The organism is Vibrio sp. CCUG 15886 (assembly GCF_028570825.1).
Taxonomy (GTDB): domain Bacteria; phylum Pseudomonadota; class Gammaproteobacteria; order Enterobacterales; family Vibrionaceae; genus Vibrio; species Vibrio vulnificus_B.
On sequence record NZ_JAQQBT010000005.1, the window covers coordinates 110,385 to 136,159 of the forward strand.

Here is a 25,775-nt window from a genome sequence, read left to right on the forward strand (position 1 = left end):
GTTAAAACTCTTTTTGTATCCAATTACGCAGCTTGCCAAACAAGCCAGTGACTGCCGAACGTTTAGGCTCGTTGTAGTCACTATCATCGCTTGAGCGCATATCTCGTGCGTAATGAAGTAATCCAACTGCCGTGGAATGATACGGCTCTTTTACATAATCAGTTAAGCCACTTACTTCTAGTGGCTTACCAACGCGAACTTGATTGCGGAACACTCGCTCCGCACATTCTACTAAACCTTCAATTTGCGCTGCCCCTCCGGTGAGGACAACACCCGCTGCAAGATGGTGCTTAATTCCATCTTCACGCAGCTTCATTTGAACAGATTCAATAGTTTGGTTAACTAATCCCATCAGTTCAGAATAGCGCGGTTCAATCACCTCAGACAAAGTTTGACGTTGCAAACTCCGAGAGGGACGCCCACCAACACTTGGGACGTTAACCGTATCATCCTTGCTGACTAGCTCACTCAGAGCACAGCCATATTTCACTTTGATCTCTTCGGCATCACTCACGGGTGTACCAAAGGCAAAAGCGATGTCGCTGGTGACAGCATTGCCGGCATAAGAGAACACTTCGGTATGTCGAAGTGCACCACCAGTCCAGATTGCTACGTCCATGGTGCCTGCGCCGATATCGACCACACACACTCCCAGCTCTCTTTCATCTTCTGTAATGACTGCATTACTTGCCGCCAAACCAGAAAAGACAATTTGCTCGACTTTTAAGCCACAACGCTCTACCGCTTTAATTATATTACGCGCCATGTCGTTGTGGCAGGAAATAAGATGAACACTTACTTCCATTCTCACGCCAGACAAACCAAGAGGGTTTTTAATGCCTTCTTGATAATCGATGGTGAACTCTTGTGGAATCACATGAAGGATTCTCTGCTCATCACCGATTTTAATGGATTTAGCTGTATGTATAGCACGATCCATATCTTCTTGTGAGACTTCTTCATCGGAAATGGTACCCATGCCCTTTTCTATGCGGCTGGCAATATGCTTCCCCGATAAAGAAATAAATACGTTGCTGATTTGGCACTCAGCCATCATTTCAGCTTGATCGATCGCTCTCTGGACAGATTTCACCACAGATTCAAGATCGTTCACGCCGCCTTTATCCATACCACGAGATGGGCTACTGCCGGCTCCAATGATATTAATTTGACCATCAGGCAGAATTTCGCCTACCAGAGCGGATACGGTTGCAGTGCCTATATCAAGACCAACAATAATGTTGTCATCGGCGGTCTTAGTCATCTGTACTCTCTTATTCTGACTCTTGCTCAGGGAACCAGCCAACAGCGGCTCCCGTGTCATACCTGAGGTCAACATAGCTGACCTTATCAGCTTTGCTGCCTAATTGGCGATAGAGCGAAAAAAACCTCGCTACTCGCTCATCCAAAGACTCTTTGCCTAGTTCAAGGCGAATACCATTATCTAGGATGATTTGCCAAGCGCGTCGGTCATTTAATACTAATGAAGAAATCGATAAGCCTAACTTACTAAACTCAGGATTCATTTCTCGATACTTTTTCAGTACCTCAACCCCAGTCGCAACTGGCCCGTAAAGTTTGACTCTCTCTTCATTCAGTTGCGCGACGTCACCATCAAAGACCATTCCATCTTGATTGAGTAATGCGTTGCCATTCCAAATCGCCGCGGCACGGTGCTCGGTGATAAACACTTTCACCGTATCTGGCCATTGCTTGCGAATGGATGCATGCGCGACCCAAGGCAAGGCTTCCACGCTTTCTTGCAACACCGAAACGTCTTGCGACATAAAGGTGCCGATATGAGTAATACTGCCAAAGGCATGCTGTACATCATCGGCTGTGACGTACTGCAAATCCCCTTGCAGAATTATCTTTGATAAAGGCAGGCGTTGGTCATCCCACATCCAACTCAAGGTTGAATATAAAATTGAGCCGATTAAAGCGACAACCAATACGAAAAATGCAGCGCCAATTATTTGGTGCTTTTGTCTCTTCCAGTGCGAGGGAAGTACATCAGCTTCATCAACTGCTATTTCTGTCAAAGTTAACGCTTCCTGACTTTGTTCAAATACTCTTTATTCAGCGGATATTCGCGAGCGAAAAGTAATGACTTTAACTTCGGGATTATACTGAGCTCTTGTAAACTATCAAACATTGATAGAGAGAAATCGCAACGAAGTTATCGCAAATACGAGATCTGCGTTACTAACTGCTTAATATCCGCCACAAATGGCTATTTTGCTTTCATATTACTGATATTTAGCTCAAGTGCTGCCAATTGTCGGGCGACTTTACCAATATCCCCCGCACCTTGTGCTAATAACAGATCGCCTTCTTGTAAAATGTTCGCCAATACCTCTGGCAGTTGTTGGGTATCTGCAACAAAAATAGGGTCGATTTTTCCACGGCTGCGAATCGTGCGGCACAATGAACGACTGTCCGCTCCAGCGATCGCTTTTTCACCCGCCGCGTACACATCCAACATGACCAACACATCAACCTGCTCAAGCACGTTCGCGAAATCATCGTAGAGATCTCGGGTACGGCTGTAACGGTGGGGTTGGAAAATCATCACTAGACGTTTGTCTTGCCAACCATTACGAGCGGCATGAATGGTCACATCCACCTCGGTTGGGTGATGGCCATAATCATCAACCAGCATTACGTTGCCATTGCCTGTTTCGAACTCACCTAGATGTTCAAAACGGCGACCTGTGCCTTGAGTACCAATCATGGCAGCAAGGATCGCGTCATCGCCAATTTCATCTTCCGTTGCAACAGCAATGGCCGCAGCGGCATTCAATGCATTGTGGCGGCCAGGAATATTCAGGGTAATATCCAGCGCTTCGCAATCTTTGCGGACCACAGTGAATTTGCCTTGCTGGCCTTCTTGGCGGTAATTCTCAATGCGAACATCGGCATCTTCCGAGAAACCGTAAGTAATGACTTGACGACTGATGCGCGGAATCAACTCACGAATCACCGGATCATCAATACAAACAATCGCCTGACCATAAAATGGCAAATTGTGTAAGAAATCGATGAAAGTTTGCTTTAGCGTTTCGAAGTCACCGCCATAGGTATCCATATGGTCAGCTTCAATGTTGGTGACAATACACACCATCGGTTGCAAATGTAAGAACGATGCGTCACTTTCATCGGCTTCAGCAATCAAAATTCGGCTAGAACCTAAACGCGCATTGGTACCTGCACTTTTTACCAGACCACCATTCACGAACGTTGGATCCAGTCCCGCTTCTGAATAAATTTGCGTCACCAATGCTGTCGTGGTGGTTTTACCATGCGTACCAGCGACGGCGATACCATGACGAAAACGCATCAGTTCCGCCAGCATTTCTGCACGGCGAACAACCGGAATGCGAGCTTCACGCGCCGCTTTGACTTCTGGGTTCGCTTCATTGATCGCTGTTGAGACAACAACAACACTCGCCTCTGCAACATTCGTCGCTTGGTGGCCGATATACACTTTCGCGCCTTTTTGAGCCAAGCGCTCAGTAACGGCATTTTCCGCAATATCAGAGCCGGTGATTTGATACCCTTCATTGAGCAACACTTCGGCAATGCCGCTCATACCTGCGCCACCAATACCAATGAAGTGGATGGATTTCACTCGGCGCATCTCTGGAACCATAGCGCGAATCTGTGCAAGATCTTGCTTGTGTTGAATAGTCATTAACCTGTTCTCTTTATTTCTGTTCAGTTAGGGCGACAATCGCATCCGCCACAACTTGGTCGGCATTATTTTGTGCTGCAGCTCGGGCGTGAAGCGCCATTGAGAGCAATGTATCTCGACCTAATTTTTGAATTTCTCCCGCGAGCTTATCCACCGTCAGTTGTGGCTGCTCAATCATCAGTGCGGCTCCGCACGCCACGAGATGATCTGCATTCAACGCTTGTTGACGATCTTTGTGCATAAATGGGATAAAAATGGCCCCTACGCCAGCGGCAGAGACTTCCGATACGGTCAGAGCTCCAGAGCGACACACCAATAGGTCGGCCCAAGCGTATTGCGCAGCAACGTCATCAATGAACTCGCTCACCTCAACGTGCTCAACGCCCGCTTGTTGGTAGGCCAGACGCACTTCATCCGCACTGCCTTTACCCGCTTGATGGCGAATCTCAAAACCAGACCCGAGTTGTGCCATCACTTGTGGCATGGTTTGATTGAGGATTCTGGCACCTTGGCTGCCACCCATCACTAAAATGCGTACTGCACCTTCTCTGTCCTGCATTCTCTGCATGGGATCAGGAAGGGCAACGACATCTTCACGTACTGGATTACCTACGACTGGTGCATCTTTAAATGCCCCCGGGAAGGCTTGAAATACCTTTTTGGCGATTTTCGCTAGCCAGTGATTGGTTAACCCTGCCACCGCATTTTGCTCATGCAGGACCACTGGAATGCCAGATAGCCAAGCGGCAATACCACCAGGACCACTTACGTAGCCGCCCATCCCTAACACGGCATCCGGCTGCCAACGCTTAATGTGTGCCTTCGCTTGAAAAATAGCATTGAGGATTTGAAAAGGCGCCAAAACAAGGCGTTTGATGCCTTGGCCACGCAAACCTTTGACTTTAATGAAATCGATATCGATACCGTGCTTTGGCACCAACTCGGCTTCCATACGATCCGCTGTTCCGAGCCAGCGGATTTCCCAGCCTTGTTGCTGTAATTTTTTCGCCACCGCCAAGCCAGGAAAAACGTGTCCACCTGTGCCTCCTGCCATGACCATTAATCTTTTATTCTTTTTCATCTGTCTGTAAGTCTGTTTTATTGCCCATCGAGATAAGTCGGCATTCATGATCAATTCTCAGAAGAATCGATACAGCGATGGACATAATAATTAAACTCGAACCACCATAGCTGATCAGCGGTAACGTAAGACCTTTGGTAGGGACCATCCCCGCTGCTGCCCCTACATTAACTAGGGTTTGAAAAGCGAACCAGATACCAATACCAAAAGCGAGATATCCACCAAATTGCAATTGATGTTCAAACGCCTTTTTACCGATAAACACCGCTTTGATCACTAGGCTAAAAATGAGTGCTAATATCAGCACCACACCAATGAAACCAAGCTCTTCTGCCATAACAGCAAACACGAAGTCGGTGTGAGCTTCCGGCAAATACTCTAATTTTTGAATCGAGTTACCCAAACCTTGGCCAAACCATTCACCGCGACCAAACGCCATTAATGATTGAGTCAACTGATAGCCGCTACCAAATGGGTCTTCCCAAGGATCTAAGAAAGACGTCACACGTCTTACACGATACGGTTCGATGAGAATCAATCCTACAACCGCGGTAATCCCAGCAACCATCAACGCCAGAAACTGGCTCAATTTGGCTCCGGCGATAAAAAGCATGCCAAACAAGGTGACCAGCATAACAACGACCGTCCCCAAGTCTGGTTGCCCAAGTAGCAATAGCGCTAACGCGCCAAAAACCATAATGGGTTTCATGAAGCCACCAAAAAAGGTCGCTCTTACTTCATCCTGTTTACGAACCAAATAACCGGACATGAAGATAAACAGTGCAAGCTTGGCCACTTCCGCTGGCTGTAGGTTAAAAAGCCCTAGAGGGATCCAGCGTGACGCGCCATTCACCGATTTACCCGCAATTAAAACCACGACGAGCAACGCAAATGCGATGCCCAACAAATAGTGGCTATGGCTTTGCCATTTCTGTAGTGGGATTTGCAACACTACTGCGGAGGTGCCCAACGCCAAGCACAAAAAAGTGGCATGGCGGAACATAAAGTGAAAAGGCTGATCCGTCAGACGAGAGCTGATAGGAAAGGACGCCGATGTCACCATCACCAGCCCCGTCAGCATTAAACACAATGCAATCCAAACCAACTGCCGATCAAACAAGGCGTCTGGTGGTGAGTGGCGAAACCAGCCGAACAAATTGTTTTTGATATTACCTACCATCACCAAACATCGTGCCTTGTTAAAAATACGCGTTAGAGGTTGCGCTAGCGCTATGCATACTGGCGAGCCAATTCGGCGAATCGATCGCCTCGCGCCATAAAATTACTGAATTGGTCAAAACTAGCACATGCAGGGGAAAGCATCACCATATCTCCGGATTGTAATTGTGGAGATATATGTTCAATCACATCTTCCATCCGCTCAAAACGCGTAGCCGATGCGTGCAATGGCATAAATTGATCACCATCAGCACCAAAACAACATAGTTGGAGGTTTAGCTGCGCCAAAATCGGCTTCAATGGCGAGAAGTCAGCCCCTTTGCCATCTCCACCCACCAGCAGGTAGAGTTTGCCAGCACAGTTAAGCCCCGATAAGGCAGCCTGTGTACTAGCAAGATTTGTCGCTTTTGAATCATTGACCCACTTGATGCCACGATTATCGGCGACAACCTGACATCGGTGTGTCAAACCGGTGTAAGACTTCAAAGCGCTCAAGCCTTTACGGTAATCAATACCAGCGCACGTCAGCAGCGCCAAAACCACCAATACGTTTGCCACGTTGTGCTGACCGACTAATTTGAGTTCTCGGCTTGCCAAAATAGGTTGCTGGTTATATGACAACCAAGATTCCCCCTGATGACTCATGACACCAAACTCTTTGTCATCGGAGCCAAAAGTCACCAAAGCAAGTGATTGCTGGCCATGGGAAGTTTCAGGATAAGTCTGACGATCATCGCGATTCACGACACCATGTTTTGCATGCTGAAAGATGCGCAGTTTAGCTTGGCGATAGTCATCCATGCCTTGGTAGCGATCCATGTGATCTTCAGAAAGGTTCAAAAATGCCGCTGCAACCAAATGGAGACTGGTAGTCGTCTCTAATTGAAAACTCGAGAGTTCAAGTACATAAAGCTCAACCTCTTGCTCCAACAAATCGAGTGCAGGAACACCAATGTTACCGCCAATCGCGCATTTCACCCCACAGGCGTTAGCCATCACTCCGGTTAAATCCGTGACGGTGCTTTTGCCATTTGAGCCAGTAATCGCGATGACGGGTTTATCTGCCGCCCAAGCGAACAACTCGATATCACCCACCACAGCAACGCCGCGTGCTAACACCGTTTGAATTTGAGGCGTCGCTAAGGCGATACCTGGGTTTGTGACGACCAAATCAGCCTCAGCTAACCAAGCGTCATTCCAACTGCCAACATGCAGCGCAATGTCTGGAGGCAATTGTTCCACACCAGGTGGGGTTGGACGCGTATCAATCACTTTCACTTGCAACTGCGGCTGTGTTTTTCGCAAATGTCTAACGACGGAGAGCCCAGTAATACCGAGCCCTACCACCACAACCTGTTTGATGTCTTGCCAACGATCCATATTCATTACACCGTAAAAAGAGTGTCCGTCGATTAACGCACTTTCAGTGTCGCTAGACCGATCAGAACCAACACCATAGAAATAATCCAGAAACGCACAATAACACGTGGCTCAGGCCAACCTTTCAACTCGTAGTGGTGGTGAATGGGTGCCATGCGGAAAATACGTTGGCCGCGCAACTTGTATGAACCGACCTGCAAAATCACTGACAAGGTTTCCATGACAAAGACGCCACCCATGATGACCAAAACCAACTCTTGGCGTACAAGTACGGCAATCGTCCCCAATGCGCCACCCAGCGCGAGAGAACCGACATCGCCCATAAAGACTTGTGCTGGGTAAGTGTTAAACCATAAGAAGCCCAAACCAGCACCGACGATGGCAGTACATACCACCACCAGTTCAGAGGCGTGAGGTAGATACGGGATGTGAAGATACTGAGAAAAATTGACGTTGCCGGTTGCCCAAGCAATCACGGCAAACCCTGCAGCCACCAAAACCGTCGGCATGATCGCCAAACCATCTAGACCATCGGTTAGGTTCACCGCATTACTGGTGCCGACAATCACAAAATAGGTCAGTACGATGTACATCAGACCAAGTTGTGGCATAACGTCTTTAAAGAAAGGCACAACCAACTGAGTCGCGGCAGTATCCTTGCCATATGCGTATAGAGCAAAAGCCACGACCAACGCAATGGCTGACTGCCAAAAGTACTTCCAACGTGCGATCAAACCATCGGTATTCTTGCGCACCACTTTGCGATAATCATCAACAAACCCGACCGCACCATAGCCCATCAAGACGGCCAGTACTGCCCAAACGTAAGGGTTGGATAAGTTGGCCCACAGCAAAATGGTAATGGAAATAGCCGCGAGGATCATGACGCCACCCATGGTTGGCGTGCCACGTTTACTAAAATGAGACTCCGGGCCTTCGTTACGCACCACTTGACCAATTTGCAGCAACTGTAAGCGCTTAATGAGGCGTGGCCCCATCCAAAGCGATAGCCCCAACGCGGTTAGCACACTTAAGATCGCGCGAAACGACAGGTATTCAAACAGTCGGAAAAAGGAAAAGTATGGCTGTAGCAGCTCGGCAAGCCAAATAATCATTGATAGTTCTCCTTCAAAGCAGCAGCCACTTTACTCATGCCAGCTGAGTTTGCGCCTTTGACCAACACGGTGTGACAGGCTTCATTTTCGTTGGCTAAATTCTGCTTGATGTATTCGATCAGTTCACCATGGTTTGAAAAATGTTTTCCACCACACAACTGGCTAATGATCCTTGTATCCTCGCCATAGGTAAGGACGTGTTCAAAATTTAATGGGGCAGCATGTTCACCGACTTGACGATGAAGTGCAAGACTTTCATTGCCCAATTCCGCCATATAACCTAAAACTAACCAACGCTGTCCGGTAAAACTACCTAATAGGTCCACCGCCGCCTTCATAGCTGGCACACTGGCATTATAACTGTCATCAATCAGTTTGATGTTGTCGGATAATTGTTGAACATCAACACGCCCTTTGACAGGCATCAAATTGAGCAATCCCGATTGGATTTGCGCTAAGCTGGCACCAAACTGCAAAGCAATGATGCTAGCGGCAATCGCATTGGCGACGTTATGTTGGCCAATGATACCAAGAGAAAGTGAAATGCGTTCTTCAGGCGTATGCAATACGAATGACGCTTTCCCTTGCGTATCCAGTACGATGTCTGTTGCGTAGAAATCGGCCTGCTCGGAGCTTGCCGAAAACGTCGTGACCTGTTTATCGGCCAGTACCTGTGTCCAGTACTCACCGCCATGACTGTCTAGATTGACGATGGCCACGCCACCAGCAGACAAACCTTGGTAGATCTCCCCTTTCGCTTGTTTCACGCCATCAATCGAGCCAAACCCTTCAAGATGCGCCGCAGCCACGTTGTTCACCAACGCCACATCAGGCCGAACAAGCTGGGTGGTATAGGCAATTTCACCAATATGATTGGCGCCCAGTTCAATCACCGCAAAATCATCTTCTGGCTCAGAGCGTAGCAACGTCAGAGGCGCGCCAATGTCATTGTTAAAATTACCTGCCGTGAACAGCACTTTGCCTTTTTGCTGCAGAATACTGGCCACCATCTCTTTCACCGTGGTTTTGCCGCAACTGCCCGTGATCGCCACAGTTGGAGTTTGGCAGCGCTGATGCACATTCGCTCCGAGCTGACCGAGTGCCATTTTCGTATCTTTGACCACTACTTGTGCAACGGGAAGATCCAGCGCTCGCTCCACCAACAATGCAATAGCACCTGCGTCCACCGCTTGCTGGCAAAAATCATGCGCATCAAAACGTTCACCGACGAGCGCAATAAACAACGATTGCTGAGGGATATGACGCGTATCCGTTGAAACGCTACAAAAGATGGCGTCATCGCCAATCAGTTGTCCTTGCGTCAATTGCGCCAAATGACTCAGAGAGGTCTCAATCATGATGAAATTCCTAGCAGTTGCTGCGCCGATTCACGATCCGAGTAGTGAACCGTCTGGTGCTTGAGTACTTGATAATCTTCGTGGCCTTTGCCTGCCAACAAAATGATGTCATCCGCTTGTGCATTGTCGAGCGCGTATTGAAGCGCACTGAAGCGATCGTGCTCAACCACCGCACTGTCCGCACGGGTTAAGCCCGCCAGCATATCTTGCACAATCATGGTGGGGTCTTCACTGCGTGGGTTGTCGTCGGTAAGCACGACGTGATCGGCCAGACGCTCTGCAATCTCAGCCATCATTGGTCGCTTGCCTTTATCGCGATCACCACCACAGCCGAAAATCGCCCACAAATGACCGGTACAGTGAACACGCAGTGCTTGCAGCGCTTTCTCCAGCGCATCTGGAGTATGGGCATAATCGACCACCACTTTTGCTTTGCTGTTCACTTGAAACAGTTCCATACGTCCAAGTACTGGGCGCAGGCTTGCGGCCGAATCCAATAAAGCTTGCTTATCAACGCCTAAGGCTAGCAGTGTTGCCAACGCGAGCAGTAAGTTGGTGGCATTAAATTCACCAATCAATGGCGCGTGCAGACGCCCTTGGCCAAAGCAGCCATCAAACTCAATCGTAATACCGCTTTCTGCGTAAGCTACCGAGCTGGCCCACAGTGCTTTTACACTTGCATCTTGTGGAAACAATGAAACGCCGACCCCTTGTTGTAGCTCTTGAAACCACTGCGCACCGACTTCGTCATCCAGATTGATGATTGCATGCTGGCACTGGTGTTCAGTAAACAGCGTCATTTTGGCTTTGGCATAGGCTTCCATCGTGCCGTGATAATCCAAATGATCACGACTCAGATTGGTAAACACGCCAGCAGCAAACTGCAGCGCCTTAACGCGCCCCTGAACTAAGCCATGAGAAGAGACTTCCAACGCAGTTGCTTTTGCCCCTTGCTGCTGTAAGTCTGCCAACGTTTTTTGAATCTCAACCGCATTGCCCGTGGTATTGGTCGCTGGCTGTAAGGCATTGAGAAAACCGTTGCCTGTGGTCCCCATCACCGCGGCTTTTTGCCCAGCTAACTCTAGCCATTGCGCAATCAATTGAGTGATGGTGGTTTTGCCATTGGTTCCTGTCACACCAATTAATGACATCTCAGGATGTTGGTACAGGCGTCCCGCTAATTGCGACAGTTTTTCGTCCAGCTTCTCAAGATAGACAATCACCACGTTTTGCTGATAGCGCACCAAGCCGGGAGGGTATTGCTGACAAGATTGAGCAATGACGGCATTTGCGCCCTGTTCTATTGCTTTCTCAATATACTGGCGGCCATCCACCACGTGACCAACGATAGCGACAAAAGTATCGCCTTGTTTCACCTGACGACTGTCTAACTCCAGCGATTGGACGGTAATGTCCGCAAGCTCAGGACAATCTAGCCACGGCGCTAATAAATTTGTCAGATTCATGGTATTTCGCATTTTGTTCTCCGAGCCACGCTCAGCCATAAAACTAGTTCTGGAATGCATTTTCATCGGGTGCCACATTCAAAATTTGCAGCGCACCTTTCATAATTTCTGAAAAAACAGGGGAAGCGACGGAACCGCCATAGTAATCATCCCCTTGTGGTTCATTGACCACCACGACCAAAGCAATTCTCGGATCGCTAACTGGCGCCACGCCCGCCGTGTAGGTGATGTATTCATCGCTATACCCACCAGCCGTTGCTTTACGTGATGTCCCCGTTTTCGCCCCAACCCGGTAACCCGGAACGGCCGCTCGTCTGGCTGAGCCGCCTTTTTGCGTCACGGTTTCAAGCATATTGAGCACTTCACGAGCGTGTTGTTTGGACACCACTTGCTTCGCCATATCACGATCGTTGCTTTTAATGATGTGGATCGGCTCGTACATACCTTCATTGCCTAAGGTTGCGTAGGCATGAGCCAATTGAATCGGAGTGATCGACAGACCGTACCCAAACGACAGCGTCGCTCTCTCAATCGGAGACCAACGCGAACGAGTAGGGAAAATACCGGTCACTTCGCCAACAAGATTTAACCCAGAAGGCTCTCCAAGCCCAACCGAGTTATACATGCCGAGAATCGCTTCCACGGGCATTTCCATCGACAGTTTTGTCACGCCGATATTACTGGATTTTTTGAGGATTTCGGTCAGATCCGCTTTACCGACCTTACTCGTATCTCGAACTCGACTGCCACCGACTTGGAGAATGCCGTTGCCCGTGTCAATCACCGTGTCTTTGGTGGCAACGCCGTTTTCCAGCGCGGCAAGAATCACAAAAGGCTTCACCGTAGAGCCTGGCTCCAACGAATCGGTGATGATACGGTTACGCATCTTGTAGCTTTGCCAATCACTGCGATTGTTTGGGTTGTAAGAAGGCGCGTTGACCATCGCCAACACGGCGCCGGTTTTCACATCCAACATCACTGCCGAACCAGAAGTCGCACGGTGATCGGCCACCGCCTGTTTGATGGCGCGATAAGCAATGGCTTGGAGACGCTGATCAATGGTGAGTTCAAGTGACTTGCCTTCTTGCCTGTCTTCATAGGCAATGTTTTCCACCACGCGGCCATAACGGTCTTTACGAATCGTCTGTTTACCCGCTTCACCAGTCAACCAGTTATCGTAACTGCGTTCCACCCCTTCAAGGCCGTGACCATCGATACCCGTTACGCCTACTAAATGAGCACTCACTTCACCAGCGGGATAATAGCGGCGCGATTCTGATTTCAGCCCCACGCCTGGAATTTTAAGCTCGCGTATGTAGTTCGCCATCGCGGGGCTCACTTGGCGCTGCAAGTAGATGAAGCGGCGGTTTTCATTGCGCTCGATACGTTCAATCAATTCTTCACGCTGCAACCCCAACACATCGGCTAACGCATACCAACGCTGTGTGTTATCCAGCGCCTTTTCTTTGAAAATCGTCACCGGATCGGCCCAGACCGCTTCAACAGGAACACTCACCGCTAAAGGTTCACCATTGCGATCGGAGATGATACCTCGCGCGGACGGAAGGGCTTTCACACGGATAGAACGCAGATCCCCTTCACGAATAAGGTTGTCAGGCTCAATGACTTGAATAAATGCAAGACGAACAACAAGCGCAGCAAACGCGAGGAAAACAAATCCTAGGACTAAATGGAAACGCCAGCGGATAAGCAAAGATGTCCCTTGCTCACTCTCTTTGGGTTTGACGGTGGTTTTGCTCTTTTTACCCATCATTTCAGATTAATCACCACTTCTTTGTCGCCATCTGGCCGTTTCATTTCGAGCTCTTTTTTCGCCATCTCTTGCACGCGACTGTGCTCAGCCAGTGCGGTCTCTTCCAACATCAGATTGCGCCACTCGTTATCCAAATGCTCACGCTCTTGCAGTGCTTCATCTTTTTGGGTGATCGCTTGACGGGTATGGTGGGTGGCAAAAACCACCGCCATCGCTGAGGCAAAGATCAGGACAAGCAAGATCAAAGGCGTTCGACCTACCGTCAGTAGGTCAAAGAAAATTTCTTTGGCGAGATTTGGCTTGGCTTGACGCATAGGTTTAAATTAAAGCTTTTCAGCAATTCTCAACACAGAGCTACGTGAACGAGGATTCAGTTCAATTTCTTGCGCTGTTGGCATGATCGCTTTACCCACCGTTTTCATATTAGCACTGCCTAACGCTTTGATTTGCGCCTCGGTCAGAGGGATACCGTGAGGCACTTCAGGCCCTTTACTTTCTTTGCGCATAAAGCGTTTCACCATGCGGTCTTCCAAAGAGTGGAAGCTGATCACCGATAAGCGCCCTTCTGGTGCCAGAATACTCGCCGCTCCTTTCAGTGCTGTATCGATCTCTTCAAGCTCACTGTTGATGTAGATACGAAATGCTTGAAACGCACGAGTCGCTGGGTGTTTTTTCTCTTTAAAGCTTTTTGGCGCCGCTTCCGAAATCAGTTTTGCCAGTTGACTCGTGCGAGTCAGTGGCTCTTTGGTTTCATCTTCGCGATGCGCAACAATCGCTTTGGCAATGCGGCGGGCATGTTTGTCTTCACCGAACTCACGAATCACCCACGTAATGTCGTCCAAATCCGCTTCCATCAGCCACTGAGAAACTGGAATACCCGAGGTTGGGTCCATACGCATGTCCAACGGGCCGTCTTTCATAAAGCTAAAGCCACGCTCAGCGTCATCGAGTTGTGGCGAGGAGACGCCGAGATCCAACAACACACCATCCACTTTACCGACTAAATCATATTGCTCGGCATAATTCGCCATTCCTGAAAAAGGACCATGAATGATAGTAAAACGTGGATCATCAATTTTACCCGCTTCCGCGATAGCTTGCGGATCTCGGTCAATACTGTACAGACGACCGTGTTCGCCAAGTTTAGAAAGAATCGTACGGCTGTGACCACCACGACCAAATGTTCCATCAATGTAAATACCATCCGGCTTGATGGCGAGACCATCAATAGATTCATGAAGTAGTACGGAAATGTGCTGGAATGTGTCGGTCATGGTTTTCTCGTTGAATATTCAAAGCCTGTGCGGCGAATCATTAGTGTACTGATTTCCTTGTTCAGTGCCACTATTTGACAAAGTTCAGGCGTGATATAGCGCCAAGTTTATTGGTTCACATAATCATTGCGTCAGTAAAATGCAAAAAACCCATCATTACTAGGTAATGATGGGCTTAAAAGGGTGGAGCCGACATATAAGCCGGGTTCTGTTCCGCTTGCGCGGCGGTAGCCATTCCTCTAGGCCAGCAATCGCTCACTGGCTCAAGCAACCTACCCGCCTCCTAACGCGAGCAACGCTATGTGGAGGCCTATTTGGTCTTGCTCCGGGTGGAGTTTACCCTGCTACGAACTGTTGCCAGTCGTCCGGTGCGCTCTTACCGCACCCTTTCACCCTTACCTGATCCTCTCATCTTGCGAATCAAGGCCATCGGCGGTCTTCTCTCTGTTGCACTTGTCGTAGGCTTGCGCCCCCCAGGCGTTACCTGGCACCCTGCTCTATGGAGCCCGGACTTTCCTCCCCTTTGTCAGTCTCCCGAAGGACGTCAACGTCAGTCTCCCAAAGGACTTCAACGTCAGTCTCCCGAAGGACATCAACAAAGCAGCGACTACCCAGTCAACTCCGAGGGCGGATTGTATAGACTTCTCCACTGAGTGTCTAGTGAGATCACATTATTGGCGCAAATAGAGACGATTTTGCAAACCAACCAAACCGGAGAACCGTTATTCGAGGTTCTCAAGGCCCCACTTGTAGAGCGCATTTTTCTTCAAGTTATAGATTTCCGCAGCTAACGCAGCGGCTTTTTTCAATGGTAATTCTTTGGTCAGAATGGCCAAACTCCGTAATGCCTCTTCCGGTAGCGACTCCTCCGAAGAATCACGGTAACCGTGGATCAACAGCACCATCTCACCTTTTTGCTGATTATCGTCCGACTGAACCCACTCAACCAACTCAGACAAACGCATGCCCTGAATCGTTTCAAAGGTCTTGGTGAGTTCACGCGCCAACACAACTTCGCGATCTGGACCGAGGATTTCAAGCATATCGTGCAAAGAATCGACAATTCGATGTGGTGACTCATAAAAAATACAGGTACGCTCTACCTTTGCAATTTCGAGGAACTTATCCTTACGACCTTTGCTTTTTGGCGGCAAGAAACCTTCGAAACTAAAGCGATCAGAGGGCAAACCTGACGCACTTAATGCAGTGATCACCGCACAAGCACCAGGAAGTGGCACAACTTTAACGCCCGCCTGACGACACTGTGTAACCAAGTGATACCCTGGATCACTGATAAGTGGCGTTCCCGCATCAGACACTAAAGCGATGTTCTGCCCGGAAAGCAATTTATCCACTAAAACTTGCGCTTTTTGCTGCTCATTGTGGTCATGCAAAGCAAAAGTTTTAGTTTGAATGTTGAAGTGAGACAATAACTTACCTGTATGTCGGGTATCTTCTGCAGCGATCATATCCACGCTGGATAGCACCTCAATGGCACGCTGGGTAATATCCCCTAAATTGCCAATCGGTGTCGGCACGATATAGAGGGTTGCGCCTTCTGTTGGGAAGTTATTTTTATCTGTCATTTGTTTAGCATCACTTCAACGATTAATATAGAGACAATTTTGTACGGACTTTAAGAGAACTCACGGCAATGATGAACCCTAAGAGACTCAGTGTACCACGCTTACTCACTCCAGTTGCACTGGCAATTACGCTAGCGGCTTGTTCTTCAGGCCCTAAAACGCCAACCAGTGTTGATATTACACTTGAGCCCACCCTGTCAGTTCAAAACTACATGATAAATGCAGACAGCAGTGAGGGTAGCCTACAAGCAGATTGGCTGATTATGGCAGCCAAAGCAGCGCTGCAAAATGGCGATCTTGCTCAAGCTGACTTACTGATCAAACGCTTAGCAAGAATGCCGCTCTCCGAAGTGCAGCAGGCGGAATGGCAGTTAACACGTGCTGCTTACCATCTCAAACTCAACCAAGCTGACAACGTGATCGAGCTATTGAATTTCAAAGCTTGGTGGAAACTACCAAACGAACAGTGGAAAGATTATTACACGTTGCGTGCCGAAGCTTACACCGCATTACAGCAGCCGCTTGAAGCCAACCGACAACTGGTCACTCTAAGCCAATACGTGGACGAATCTCAGCAAGCTGAAATCGCGCAGCAAATTTGGGCGAACTTTACCGGTTACTCTCAGTATGAGATCACGCAACTTCATCCCGATGCCAGCGAAGAAGTGCTCGATGGCTGGTTACAATTGGCGATATACATGAAAACCATGTCTGCCAATGTGCCACAGCTAAAAAACACGCTTGAACATTGGTTTGCAGAAAATACCGCGCACCCTGCTGCTTTGTATACCCCGGCTGAAATTCAAAGCATTCTCGACTTAGAGATTGTTCAACCGGTGCACACTGCGTTATTGCTCCCTCTCAGTGGCAAATATGCTAAGCAAGCACAATTGATTCGTGATGGTTTCATCTTTGCCATGATGAACGACAAAGATCGCGATCCTGAAGCGACCCTCAAGGTCATTGATACCAATCTCTATCAACCACATCAGTTGAAACAGCAACTGACCGATGAGCAAATTGATTTCATTGTCGGACCGCTACGTAAAGATGTCATCGAAGTGCTACAAGGCGAGTTAAGTGACGACAGCGGCCAAGTGTCCATCCCGTCACTGGCACTCAACATTCCCGATGAGCTACAAACAGGGACGGGGATCTGCTACCTGACCCTTTCTCCCGAACAAGAAGTCGCCCAAGCGGCGAAGCACTTGTTTGCTAATGGCTACAAGTATCCACTCATCTTCGCCCCTCAAGGTAACTTAGGGCAACGAGTGGTCAGCGCCTTTGAAGCCGAATGGAAGAAATACAGCACCAATAAAGTGGCCGTAAGCTACTTTGGTGATAAGCGTCAGCTACAACGTGATGTAAACTCGGTATTTGGCTTACAAGAAAGCCAGCAGCGAATCGCGCAAATGGAAGGGCTAATGAAGTTGCCAATGGAAACGCAGCCTCGCAGTCGTCGTGACATAGACTCCGTCTACATCGCTGCTCGCAGCTCAGAGCTCACTCTCATCAAGCCATTTATTGAAGTGGCTGTAAACCCAGATGCAAAACCACCGAAGCTCTTCTCCAACTCCATGAGCAATAGTGGTGAGAAGCAATACGAAGACCTCACAGGCATTGTTTACAGCGACATTCCAATGTTGCTTGAAGTGAACCCTGCACTGGATAGCCAAATGGAACAACTTTGGCCAGATCAGTCAAACTTCCAAAAGCGCTTACAAGCGTTGGGGATGGATGCCTACAAACTGATGGCGGAACTACCACAAATGAAAGTGGTCCCAAATCATGCCGTCAACGGTCAAACGGGCGTGCTGACGATTGATGATCAATGCGTCGTTCATCGCGAAATCAGCTGGAAAGAGCATGGGGCTCTTTAGCCGACGCGCCATTGGTAACCAATATGAGTCCTTGGCGAAGGAATACTTACAATGCCAAGGACTGAGGTTTATTGAAGCCAACTTTACGACCAAGGTTGGCGAAATCGACCTGATTTTCAAAGAAGCACAAACCATTGTGTTTGTTGAAGTTAAGTATCGAAAAAATAGCTGTTATGGCGACGCCGCAGAGATGGTGAATCCTGCCAAAGCCAACAAGCTTATTAAAACCGCTTATTTATGGTTAAACAAACACGGATATAATGCTTGTAACACTGCGATGCGGTTTGATGTTGTGGCCATTCACTCCAATGGCCATGATATTAACTGGATCGCCAATGCAATTACTCAAGGATAATCGATGCTCGACAGCATTAAAGACAGCTTTACCGAAAGTATTCAAATTCAAATCGCCGCTGCAGAAGCGCTGCCAGATGCCATCACCCATGCCGCACAGGCGATGGTGGCAACTCTGCTGAATGGTCACAAGATTCTGTGTTGTGGCAATGGCGGATCAGCTGCGAACGTTCAACAGTTTGTTTCATGTCTACTCAACCGTTTCGAGACTGAGCGACCAAGCTTACCAGCCATGGCGCTAACCGCCGACAACACCACCCTGACGGCAGTGGCAAATGACTACCACTATCAAGAGATTTTCTCGAAACAGGTGCGTGCCTTTGGTCAACCTGGCGATATTTTGTTGGCGATTTCCACCAGTGGCAATAGCAAAAACATCATAAAAGCGATGGAAGCGGCGGTAACTCGAGACATGACGATCATTGCTCTCACTGGCAAAGATGGTGGCGAGATGGCAGGCTTACTCGGTGAAAACGATGTTGAGATTCGAATTCCATCTCACCGCACCGCACGTATTCACGAAGTACACATGGTGACACTGCACTGTTTGTGCGATCTCATTGATCAAGTGCTTTTCCCTGCTCACGAGGAATAAAGATGCTACGTTACGTTTTGCTTTTCATCACAACTTGGGCCTTATCAGGTTGTGCCGGGCTTTTCATCGCTGGAGCAGCAACCACCGCAAATCTTGTGACGGATACACGAACAACCAAAGAGATCTGGCAAGATAACAATATCGAGTTTGAAATTGCGGCTATTGGCAATAAAGCACCTTATCGTGGCAAAGTGCGAATCGTCGCGAGCTCTTACAATGGCACGGTGGTGTTGATGGGACAAGCCTCCACTGCTGAGGAAAGGTCGGGATTTGAACAGCAAGCTCGTAGTGTTAAAGGTGTTCAAGTGCTTCACAATCAAGTTAAAGTGAAAGCCCCACTCAGCGTGTCACAAATCAGTAATGACAGTTGGATCACAACTAAAGTGAAATCTGCCTTGCTTACCGATGAATCCTTAAACAGCGTAAAAATCAAAGTCATCACCGAAGATGGTGATGTGTTTCTGTTTGGCTATGTAAACAGCGAACAAGCGGAGAAAGCGACTGAGATTGCACGCAATATATCTGGAGTTAAGCAGGTTGTTCGCGCATTCCAGTATGGCGAGAACGCAACACAAGTGAATAATGCCAGCCAATGATCAATATCGGCATGGCTCAACTCTCAGGCACAAAAAAAGCAGCTTTCGCTGCTTTTTTATTATTTGACGTTCATCGTTATTTAACGACTCTCAAGCTAGGTCGACCTTTGGGTCTCGGTGGCTCTGGTTCATCATCAAAATCGATGCTAGGTTGAGGCGCTGAATGCTCCTCTTCCAACCAAATACCATCGTCCTCTTCCTGCTCAGCCCCAGGGATACTGGTATACGCTTCTTCAGGTTCGAACATGGTGCCAGCACCATTTTCGCGAGCATAAATCGCCAGCACCGCGTACAACGGAACAATCACAGAATGTGGACGACCACCAAAACGAGCATTAAAGCTGATGATGTCGTTACCTAATTCAAGATTACCAACCGCACGCGGGGCAATGTTCAGAATAATCTGACCATCTTGAATAAACTCTTGAGGTACGCGTACTCCAGCCAATGTTGCTTGCACAACGAGGTGAGGAGTTAAATCATTATCCACTAGCCAATCGTAAAATGCTCTTAGCATGTACGGTCGGCGAGCGGTCATTTGAGCAATTTCCATATCTTAACGAACCAAACGCATCTCGCGTTCTGCTTCAGTTAAAGAAGCTAGGAATGAATCACGCTCAAACACTTTGTTCATGTAAGCTTTGATCTCTTTTGAACCAGGACCAATCAGATCGATACCCAGTAGAGGCAAACGCCACAATAAAGGCGCTAAGTAGCAGTCAATTAGGCTAAATTCTTCACTCATGAAGTATTCAAATTCAGCGAAGATTGGCGATAGAGTCAGCAAATCATTGCGCAGTTTGTTACGCGCTTTTTCTGATTCTTCTGCATTGCCTTTAACAATTTTCTCAGCCAATGAGTACCAGTTACGTTCGATACGGTACATCATTAGACGGCTATTACCACGGGCTACCGGATAAACAGGCATCAACGGCGGATGAGGAAAACGCTCATCTAGGTACTCCATGATGATCTTCGAGTCATAGAGTGCTAGCTCACGATCCACCAGTGTTGGTACTGATTTATAAGGATTTAGCTCGATCAGCTCTGCTGGTAGGTTAGTTTCATCAACCAACTCAACCTCAACACTTACACCCTTCTCTGCGAGAACGATACGCACTTGATGGCTGTACAAGTCTGATGCACTTGAGAATAGAGTCATTACAGAACGTTTATTGGCAGCTAAAGCCATGGGCCCTCCAGTACACTTACAATAATAAAAACAATGGAGGCTAAGCCTCCATTGTTTATTCAATAAAATTGGGAATTAGCGCGGTATGATAGCACAATTAATGCACATCACGCCAATACTCTTTCTTCAGCAGCACAACCACGATAGTGAATAGTACTAAGAAAGCCATGACCCACCAACCTAGAGCATGACGCTCAGCCTTGACTGGATCACCGGAGTAAACCAAGAAGCTGACTAAGTCGAGCACGGCTTTGTCGTACTCACCCTTGCTTAGTTCACCAGTGCCGTCGCTTTCAACACCAACCACAACTTGGATTTCCTTACCATCAACCACTTTCGTGCCGTAAACAGGGTTAGGAATACCTTGCAGCTCTTCCAATACATGTGGCATACCAACGCTTGGGAAAACTAAGTTGTTCACGCCAAATGGACGTGATGGATCAACATAGAAAGTACGCAAGTAAGTGTACAACCAATCAGCACCACGAACACGAGCAACAAGCGTCAAATCTGGTGGCGGTGCACCAAACCAAGCCGCAGCTTGTTTTGGTGGCATAGCGTTTACCATCAGATCGCCAATTTTGCTCTCTGGGTTAAACATCAGATTTTCTTTCATGAGATCGGCAGGGATACCAAGATCATCCGCCACACGCTCGTAACGTTGATACTGTGTCGAGTGACAAGCAAAACAGTAGTTCATGAACAACTTGGCACCATTTTGTAGTGATGCTTTGTCTGACAAATCAACATTTGCTTTGTCCAACGGAACACCCGCTCCCGCCGCCATCGCCAGTGATGGCAACATAGCAAATAGAATTACAATCCATTTCTTCATTTGAATGTCACCCTCTCTGGTAGTGGCTTCGTTGCTTCATTCTTGCTGTATACGTACAGAAGAATAAAGAACATGAAATAACCCAAGCTAAAGATCTGAGCTAGTAGCGTGTAAGTTGGTGTTGCTGGAAGCGCACCAAGAATACCCAATGCAATAAAGCTGATCGTAAACTGGATAATGTTAATCAAATGAATTTTGCTACGGTAACGGTAAGAGCGAACTTTACAACGGTCAAACCATGGCAGTAGGAATAGGAACACAATCGATAGTCCCATCGCTACAACACCCAACAGCTTATCTGGAACAGCACGCAAAATGGCATAGAAAGGCGTAAAGTACCAAACTGGTGCAATGTGCTCAGGCGTTTTCAGCGGGTTTGCAGCTTCAAAGTTAGGCGGCTCTAGGAAGTACCCACCCATCTCTGGGTTAAAGAACAAGACATAGCAGAACAAGAACAGGAAGCCCGCTACCCCCACCATATCTTTTACCGTTCCATAAGGGTGGAAAGGAATCGAATCAATGATGTCGTATTTGTTTGAGTAGTACTCGTGGAACTTAAACTGTGTCTTGTAATCTGGTCCCATTGAACCTTTCGGCAGCTTCGTTTCAATGCCGTCTGGGTTGTTAGAACCCACTTCATGCAACGCCAGAATGTGCAACACGATCAACAGCAGCAGCACGATAGGTAAGGCAATGACGTGCAGAGCAAAGAAACGGTTCAGCGTTGCACCCGAGATGATGTAGTCACCACGGATCCACAAGGTTAAATCATCACCGATGACCGGAATGGCACCAAACAAGGAAATGATGACCTGTGCACCCCAGTAAGACATCTGACCCCATGGAAGTAGATATCCCATGAACGCTTCTGCCATCAACACTAGGAAGATCAACATACCGAAGATCCACAGTAGCTCACGAGGCTTTTGGTAAGAACCGTAGATCAAACCACGGAACATATGCAAATAAACCACCACGAAGAATGCAGAAGCGCCTGTAGAGTGCATGTAACGCAACAACCAGCCATATTCCACATCACGCATGATGTATTCGATAGAAGCAAATGCACCTTCACCAGAAGGAACATAGTTCATGGTTAACCAAATACCCGTTAGGATCTGGTTTACCAGTACGAGCATTGCTAAAGAACCAAAAAGGTACCAAAAGTTGAAGTTCTTTGGCATTGGGTATTCGGACAAATGCTTTTTGTAAGCATTCATCGCAGGGATACGTTTTTCAACCCAGTCTAATAGTGCTTGCATTAGGCATCCCCCTCGTCAACACCGATAAGGATCGTGGTATCGCTTAAATACATGTGCTTAGGTACCACTAGGTTCAAAGGTGCAGGAACGCCTTGGAACACGCGGCCTGCCATATCAAACTTAGAGCCGTGACATGGGCAGAAGAAGCCCGATTTCACGCCTTGCACTTGTTCTGCGAAAGAATCTGGCAGATAGGTTGGCGAACAACCTAGGTGTGTACAGAAACCGACCGCAACAAAAAACTCAGGTTTAATTGAGCGAAACTCGTTTTGAGCATAAGTTGGCTGTTGTTCCATCTCAGATTGAGGATCGCGTAGCTGACCACCAATCGTTTTGAGGTTGTCGATAACTTCTTGGGTACGGCGTACAACCCATACAGGTTTACCTTGCCATTCCACACGAATCATCTGTCCGGCTTCAATTTTACTAACATCCACTTCCACCGGCGCACCTGCTGCTTTCGCTTTGGCACTCGGATTCCATGATTTGATAAAAGGAACGGCGACGGCAGCTGCCCCTAACCCACCTACAACTGCTGTTGTGGCGGTTAGAAAACGCCTGCGACCGTTATTTAAAGGCGCGTTGCTCATCCAAACATTCTCCCATTTGCTCCTTTTGGATCGTGATTATTCCGCTTATAGAGCATGGCTAACAAAATATGAATCTAGTTCTATTTATTGACGAGAAATGATAAATAAAACCCTACTTTTTGACAAGATAAAGCTACCTTTTTGTAACATTTGTGAGGTAAATCGCTCACGACGTCACAAAAGCGGCAAAATTCTAAATATTTGGTGTGAGATGTAACAAAGAAAGGAAATAAGTAGCTATAAATAAACAAAAAGCTCGGCATATAGCCGAGCTTTGAACCACAACTTCCAGAAATAATTCTGGAGCGTAAATTTTTCGAAAACGAAAAATTAACGCTTAGAGAATTGTGGACGACGACGTGCTTTACGTAGACCAACTTTCTTACGTTCAACGCAACGAGCGTCGCGAGTAACGTAGCCAGCTGCACGTAGAGCAGGACGTAGAGATTCATCGTATTCCATAAGAGCACGAGTGATGCCGTGACGGATTGCGCCAGCTTGACCAGAAATACCACCACCTTTAACAGTGATGTATAGGTCTAGCTTCTCAACCATGTCTACCAATTCAAGAGGTTGTTTAACAACCATGCAAGAAGTTGGACGACCGAAGTACTCTTCAAGCGCACGCTTGTTGATTACGATGTTGCCGCTGCCTGGTTTGATGAAAACACGAGCAGCTGAGCTTTTGCGACGGCCAGTGCCGTAGTATTGATTCTCTGCCATTTCCGATATCCCCAATTAGATGTCTAGTACTTTTGGTTGTTGAGCAACATGGTTGTGCTCAGCGCCAGCGTAAACTTTTAGCTTACGGTACATAGCACGGCCTAGAGGACCACGTGGTAGCATACCTTTAACCGCTAGCTCAATGACCATTTCTGGTTTACGAACAATCAGCTTGTCAAAAGTGATTGACTTAATACCACCAGGGAATTCAGTGTGACGGTAGTAAGTTTTTGCTGCAGCTTTGTTACCAGTTACAGTAACTTTCTCCGCGTTGATAACGATGATGTAATCACCAGTGTCAACGTGTGGAGTGTACTCAGCTTTGTGTTTGCCACGTAGGCGAGATGCAATTTCACTTGCTAGACGGCCAAGAGTTTTACCTTCAGCGTCTACAACGTACCAGTCGCGTTTTACAGTTTCTGGTTTAGCAACGAAAGTTTTCATGCTAATAATAACCCGTTAATTCAAATTTAAACTTTAAAGGAACACACCGCTGTGCTCCCACACTGTCTAAGAGCCCAGTCATCACCCCTTCGAGCGGTTGGCACTCTCGACCTTATATCTCGAATAACTTCGATAAATTAGGTCTGCAGTAACGGTGGGTCGCAGGATTATAGAGAAGAGCGAAGAAAAAATCACCTTTTTTTGCACTCAATCACTAATTTTTTCGTCACGTCTTTCTCCCAATAAACAATCTAAGCCAGATGTTCTCTCGCTAAGTACTCATGACTTTGCATTTCCACTAAACGAGATTGACAACGCTTAAACTCAAACTCCAATTGCCCTTGCCGATAGAGTTGTTCTAGTGCGACTTCCGCCGAAATAATCAATTTAACGTGTCGCTCGTAAAACTCATCCACGAGGGCGATAAATCGCCGCGCGGCATCATCGATCTTATTGTCCATTTGTGGCACATCCGCCAACAACACCGTGTGATAGATTTTGGACAGTTCAATATAGTCATTTTGACTGCGTGCGGTTTGGCATAGCTGGGCGAACGTAGCATGCAGTACCCCATCACTGGCCTCTATAACGGCTATTTGGCGATGATTGATGTCAACACTGTGTAATTTGGCTTTGCCCTCTCCAACTAACTGCTGATAGTAGAGATTTAGATTGAGATTTGCCTGCTCATCCAATGGATAATGATAGATCTCTGCTTGCTCTAACGTTCGTAGGCGATAGTCAATGCCACTATCCACATTGAGCACTTCACAGTGTTGCTCAATCAAAGCGATAGCAGGCAAAAAGCGCGCTCTCTGTAATCCATTACGATATAGCTCTTGAGGTACAATGTTCGACGTCGCCACCAGTATCATTTGACGCCTAAACATCGCCTGCATCAGCGTGCCGAGAATCATCGCATCGGTAATATCCGAAACAAAAAACTCATCAAAGCAGACAATATCCGCCTCTTTCTTAAACACATCAGCCACTTTTTCCAGTGGATTTTCTACATCACCTAACCGTTTCAGTTCATCGTGAACTCGATACATAAAGCGATGAAAATGGACGCGCATTTTGCGTTGAGTTGGCAAAGCCTCAAAAAAAGTATCCATGAGATACGTTTTTCCACGCCCAACACCACCCCAAAAATAGAGTCCTTGAGGTGGTAATTTGGCTGGCGGCTGTTTGCCTAATAATTTTTGCCAACGCGTTTGTTGCGGTTGAGGCTGGGCACAATAATCGAGATATTGATGAAAAAGCCTATCTAGTGCTCGCACTGCATTGTACTGAGCAGCGTCTTTCTGGAATCCGTTGTGCGCGAGGTCGTGTTCGTATTTTTCTAATGGGCTCATTGTTCTCATACCAAAACAGGGCATAAAATCCCGTTATCAAAC

At 47.6% G+C, this 25,775-nt stretch carries 25 protein-coding genes and 1 other RNA gene; 4 read left to right on the top strand and 22 right to left on the bottom strand.

Going from position 1 to position 25,775, the window contains the following annotated elements:
* Position 1: 1 nt before the first annotated feature.
* From ftsA to rsmI, 14 genes are all read right to left on the bottom strand, one after another.
* Positions 2-1,264, bottom strand: coding sequence for a cell division protein FtsA (ftsA, locus tag PQQ36_RS12010; RefSeq protein ID WP_011078660.1), 1,263 nt, complete (start codon positions 1,262-1,264; stop codon positions 2-4).
* 10 nt (positions 1,265-1,274) lie between these two features.
* Positions 1,275-1,976 carry a cell division protein FtsQ/DivIB gene (locus PQQ36_RS12015; RefSeq protein WP_370293068.1) on the bottom strand — a complete coding sequence of 234 codons (702 nt, stop codon included), beginning with the start codon at positions 1,974-1,976 and terminating at the stop codon, positions 1,275-1,277.
* Positions 1,977-2,233: 257 nt separating this feature from the next.
* Complete coding sequence (murC, locus tag PQQ36_RS12020; protein WP_013572430.1) at positions 2,234-3,694, bottom strand: UDP-N-acetylmuramate--L-alanine ligase; 1,461 nt, start codon at positions 3,692-3,694, stop codon at positions 2,234-2,236.
* Positions 3,695-3,707: 13 nt separating this feature from the next.
* On the bottom strand, positions 3,708-4,775 hold the full coding sequence (murG, locus tag PQQ36_RS12025; RefSeq protein ID WP_045596246.1) for an undecaprenyldiphospho-muramoylpentapeptide beta-N-acetylglucosaminyltransferase: 1,068 nt from the start codon (positions 4,773-4,775) through the stop codon (positions 3,708-3,710).
* Positions 4,762-5,955 (bottom strand): cell division protein FtsW, encoded by a 1,194-nt coding sequence (gene ftsW / locus PQQ36_RS12030; RefSeq protein WP_013572432.1) that lies wholly within the window; start codon positions 5,953-5,955, stop codon positions 4,762-4,764. Before ftsW ends, murG begins: the two co-directional genes overlap by 14 nt.
* A gap of 50 nt (positions 5,956-6,005) precedes the next feature.
* Positions 6,006-7,334, bottom strand: coding sequence for a UDP-N-acetylmuramoyl-L-alanine--D-glutamate ligase (gene murD, locus PQQ36_RS12035; protein ID WP_273661307.1), 1,329 nt, complete (start codon positions 7,332-7,334; stop codon positions 6,006-6,008).
* A gap of 32 nt (positions 7,335-7,366) precedes the next feature.
* Positions 7,367-8,449 carry a phospho-N-acetylmuramoyl-pentapeptide-transferase gene (gene mraY / locus PQQ36_RS12040; protein WP_011149501.1) on the bottom strand — a complete coding sequence of 361 codons (1,083 nt, stop codon included), beginning with the start codon at positions 8,447-8,449 and terminating at the stop codon, positions 7,367-7,369.
* Positions 8,446-9,807 carry a UDP-N-acetylmuramoyl-tripeptide--D-alanyl-D-alanine ligase gene (locus PQQ36_RS12045; protein ID WP_273661311.1) on the bottom strand — a complete coding sequence of 454 codons (1,362 nt, stop codon included), beginning with the start codon at positions 9,805-9,807 and terminating at the stop codon, positions 8,446-8,448. The genes mraY and PQQ36_RS12045 overlap by 4 nt, the downstream gene beginning before the upstream one ends.
* Positions 9,804-11,285 carry a UDP-N-acetylmuramoyl-L-alanyl-D-glutamate--2,6-diaminopimelate ligase gene (gene murE, locus PQQ36_RS12050; protein WP_072604324.1) on the bottom strand — a complete coding sequence of 494 codons (1,482 nt, stop codon included), beginning with the start codon at positions 11,283-11,285 and terminating at the stop codon, positions 9,804-9,806. The genes PQQ36_RS12045 and murE overlap by 4 nt, the downstream gene beginning before the upstream one ends.
* 31 nt (positions 11,286-11,316) lie before the next feature.
* Positions 11,317-13,047 (bottom strand): penicillin-binding transpeptidase domain-containing protein, encoded by a 1,731-nt coding sequence (locus PQQ36_RS12055; RefSeq protein ID WP_273661315.1) that lies wholly within the window; start codon positions 13,045-13,047, stop codon positions 11,317-11,319.
* On the bottom strand, positions 13,044-13,361 hold the full coding sequence (gene ftsL / locus PQQ36_RS12060; RefSeq protein ID WP_011078670.1) for a cell division protein FtsL: 318 nt from the start codon (positions 13,359-13,361) through the stop codon (positions 13,044-13,046). The genes PQQ36_RS12055 and ftsL overlap by 4 nt, the downstream gene beginning before the upstream one ends.
* Before the next feature lie 9 nt (positions 13,362-13,370).
* The gene (rsmH, locus tag PQQ36_RS12065; protein WP_011078671.1) at positions 13,371-14,321 is read right to left on the bottom strand and encodes a 16S rRNA (cytosine(1402)-N(4))-methyltransferase RsmH; all 951 of its coding nucleotides are present in this window, start codon (positions 14,319-14,321) and stop codon (positions 13,371-13,373) included.
* A 181-nt stretch (positions 14,322-14,502) separates the two neighbouring features.
* An RNA gene (gene rnpB / locus PQQ36_RS12070) (RNase P RNA component class A) lies at positions 14,503-14,944 on the bottom strand.
* Between the two features lie 99 nt (positions 14,945-15,043).
* Positions 15,044-15,907 carry a 16S rRNA (cytidine(1402)-2'-O)-methyltransferase gene (gene rsmI / locus PQQ36_RS12075; protein ID WP_130267693.1) on the bottom strand — a complete coding sequence of 288 codons (864 nt, stop codon included), beginning with the start codon at positions 15,905-15,907 and terminating at the stop codon, positions 15,044-15,046.
* A gap of 68 nt (positions 15,908-15,975) precedes the next feature.
* Here rsmI and PQQ36_RS12080 point away from each other — a divergent pair, with 68 nt between their 5' ends.
* Genes PQQ36_RS12080 through PQQ36_RS12095 form a run of 4 tightly spaced genes read left to right on the top strand, consistent with a single transcriptional unit; the run spans position 15,976 to position 19,332 of the window.
* The gene (locus PQQ36_RS12080) at positions 15,976-17,787 is read left to right on the top strand and encodes a penicillin-binding protein activator (protein ID WP_130267692.1); all 1,812 of its coding nucleotides are present in this window, start codon (positions 15,976-15,978) and stop codon (positions 17,785-17,787) included.
* Positions 17,774-18,142 (top strand): YraN family protein, encoded by a 369-nt coding sequence (locus PQQ36_RS12085; protein WP_273661325.1) that lies wholly within the window; start codon positions 17,774-17,776, stop codon positions 18,140-18,142. The genes PQQ36_RS12080 and PQQ36_RS12085 overlap by 14 nt, the downstream gene beginning before the upstream one ends.
* Before the next feature lie 3 nt (positions 18,143-18,145).
* Complete coding sequence (locus PQQ36_RS12090; protein WP_011078676.1) at positions 18,146-18,736, top strand: phosphoheptose isomerase; 591 nt, start codon at positions 18,146-18,148, stop codon at positions 18,734-18,736.
* A 2-nt stretch (positions 18,737-18,738) separates the two neighbouring features.
* Positions 18,739-19,332 carry a BON domain-containing protein gene (locus PQQ36_RS12095; protein WP_263158585.1) on the top strand — a complete coding sequence of 198 codons (594 nt, stop codon included), beginning with the start codon at positions 18,739-18,741 and terminating at the stop codon, positions 19,330-19,332.
* 76 nt (positions 19,333-19,408) lie between these two features.
* On the opposite strand, the gene sspB is transcribed toward PQQ36_RS12095, so the two are convergent.
* The 8 genes from sspB to zapE form a co-directional block, all read right to left on the bottom strand.
* Positions 19,409-19,885, bottom strand: coding sequence for a ClpXP protease specificity-enhancing factor (gene sspB / locus PQQ36_RS12100; RefSeq protein WP_072604151.1), 477 nt, complete (start codon positions 19,883-19,885; stop codon positions 19,409-19,411).
* A gap of 3 nt (positions 19,886-19,888) precedes the next feature.
* On the bottom strand, positions 19,889-20,524 hold the full coding sequence (gene sspA / locus PQQ36_RS12105; protein WP_011078679.1) for a stringent starvation protein SspA: 636 nt from the start codon (positions 20,522-20,524) through the stop codon (positions 19,889-19,891).
* A 97-nt stretch (positions 20,525-20,621) separates the two neighbouring features.
* Positions 20,622-21,359 carry a cytochrome c1 gene (locus PQQ36_RS12110; protein WP_039552659.1) on the bottom strand — a complete coding sequence of 246 codons (738 nt, stop codon included), beginning with the start codon at positions 21,357-21,359 and terminating at the stop codon, positions 20,622-20,624.
* Complete coding sequence (locus PQQ36_RS12115; protein ID WP_011078681.1) at positions 21,356-22,621, bottom strand: cytochrome b; 1,266 nt, start codon at positions 22,619-22,621, stop codon at positions 21,356-21,358. Before PQQ36_RS12115 ends, PQQ36_RS12110 begins: the two co-directional genes overlap by 4 nt.
* On the bottom strand, positions 22,621-23,211 hold the full coding sequence (gene petA, locus PQQ36_RS12120) for a ubiquinol-cytochrome c reductase iron-sulfur subunit (RefSeq protein WP_011078682.1): 591 nt from the start codon (positions 23,209-23,211) through the stop codon (positions 22,621-22,623). The genes PQQ36_RS12115 and petA overlap by 1 nt, the downstream gene beginning before the upstream one ends.
* A 330-nt stretch (positions 23,212-23,541) precedes the next feature.
* On the bottom strand, positions 23,542-23,934 hold the full coding sequence (gene rpsI / locus PQQ36_RS12125) for a 30S ribosomal protein S9 (protein WP_011078683.1): 393 nt from the start codon (positions 23,932-23,934) through the stop codon (positions 23,542-23,544).
* A 15-nt stretch (positions 23,935-23,949) separates the two neighbouring features.
* Positions 23,950-24,378 (bottom strand): 50S ribosomal protein L13, encoded by a 429-nt coding sequence (rplM, locus tag PQQ36_RS12130; protein ID WP_011078684.1) that lies wholly within the window; start codon positions 24,376-24,378, stop codon positions 23,950-23,952.
* A 251-nt stretch (positions 24,379-24,629) separates the two neighbouring features.
* A complete protein-coding gene (zapE, locus tag PQQ36_RS12135) occupies positions 24,630-25,733 on the bottom strand; it encodes a cell division protein ZapE (protein WP_225471575.1) in 1,104 nt (367 codons plus the stop codon).
* Positions 25,734-25,775 lie beyond the last annotated feature (42 nt).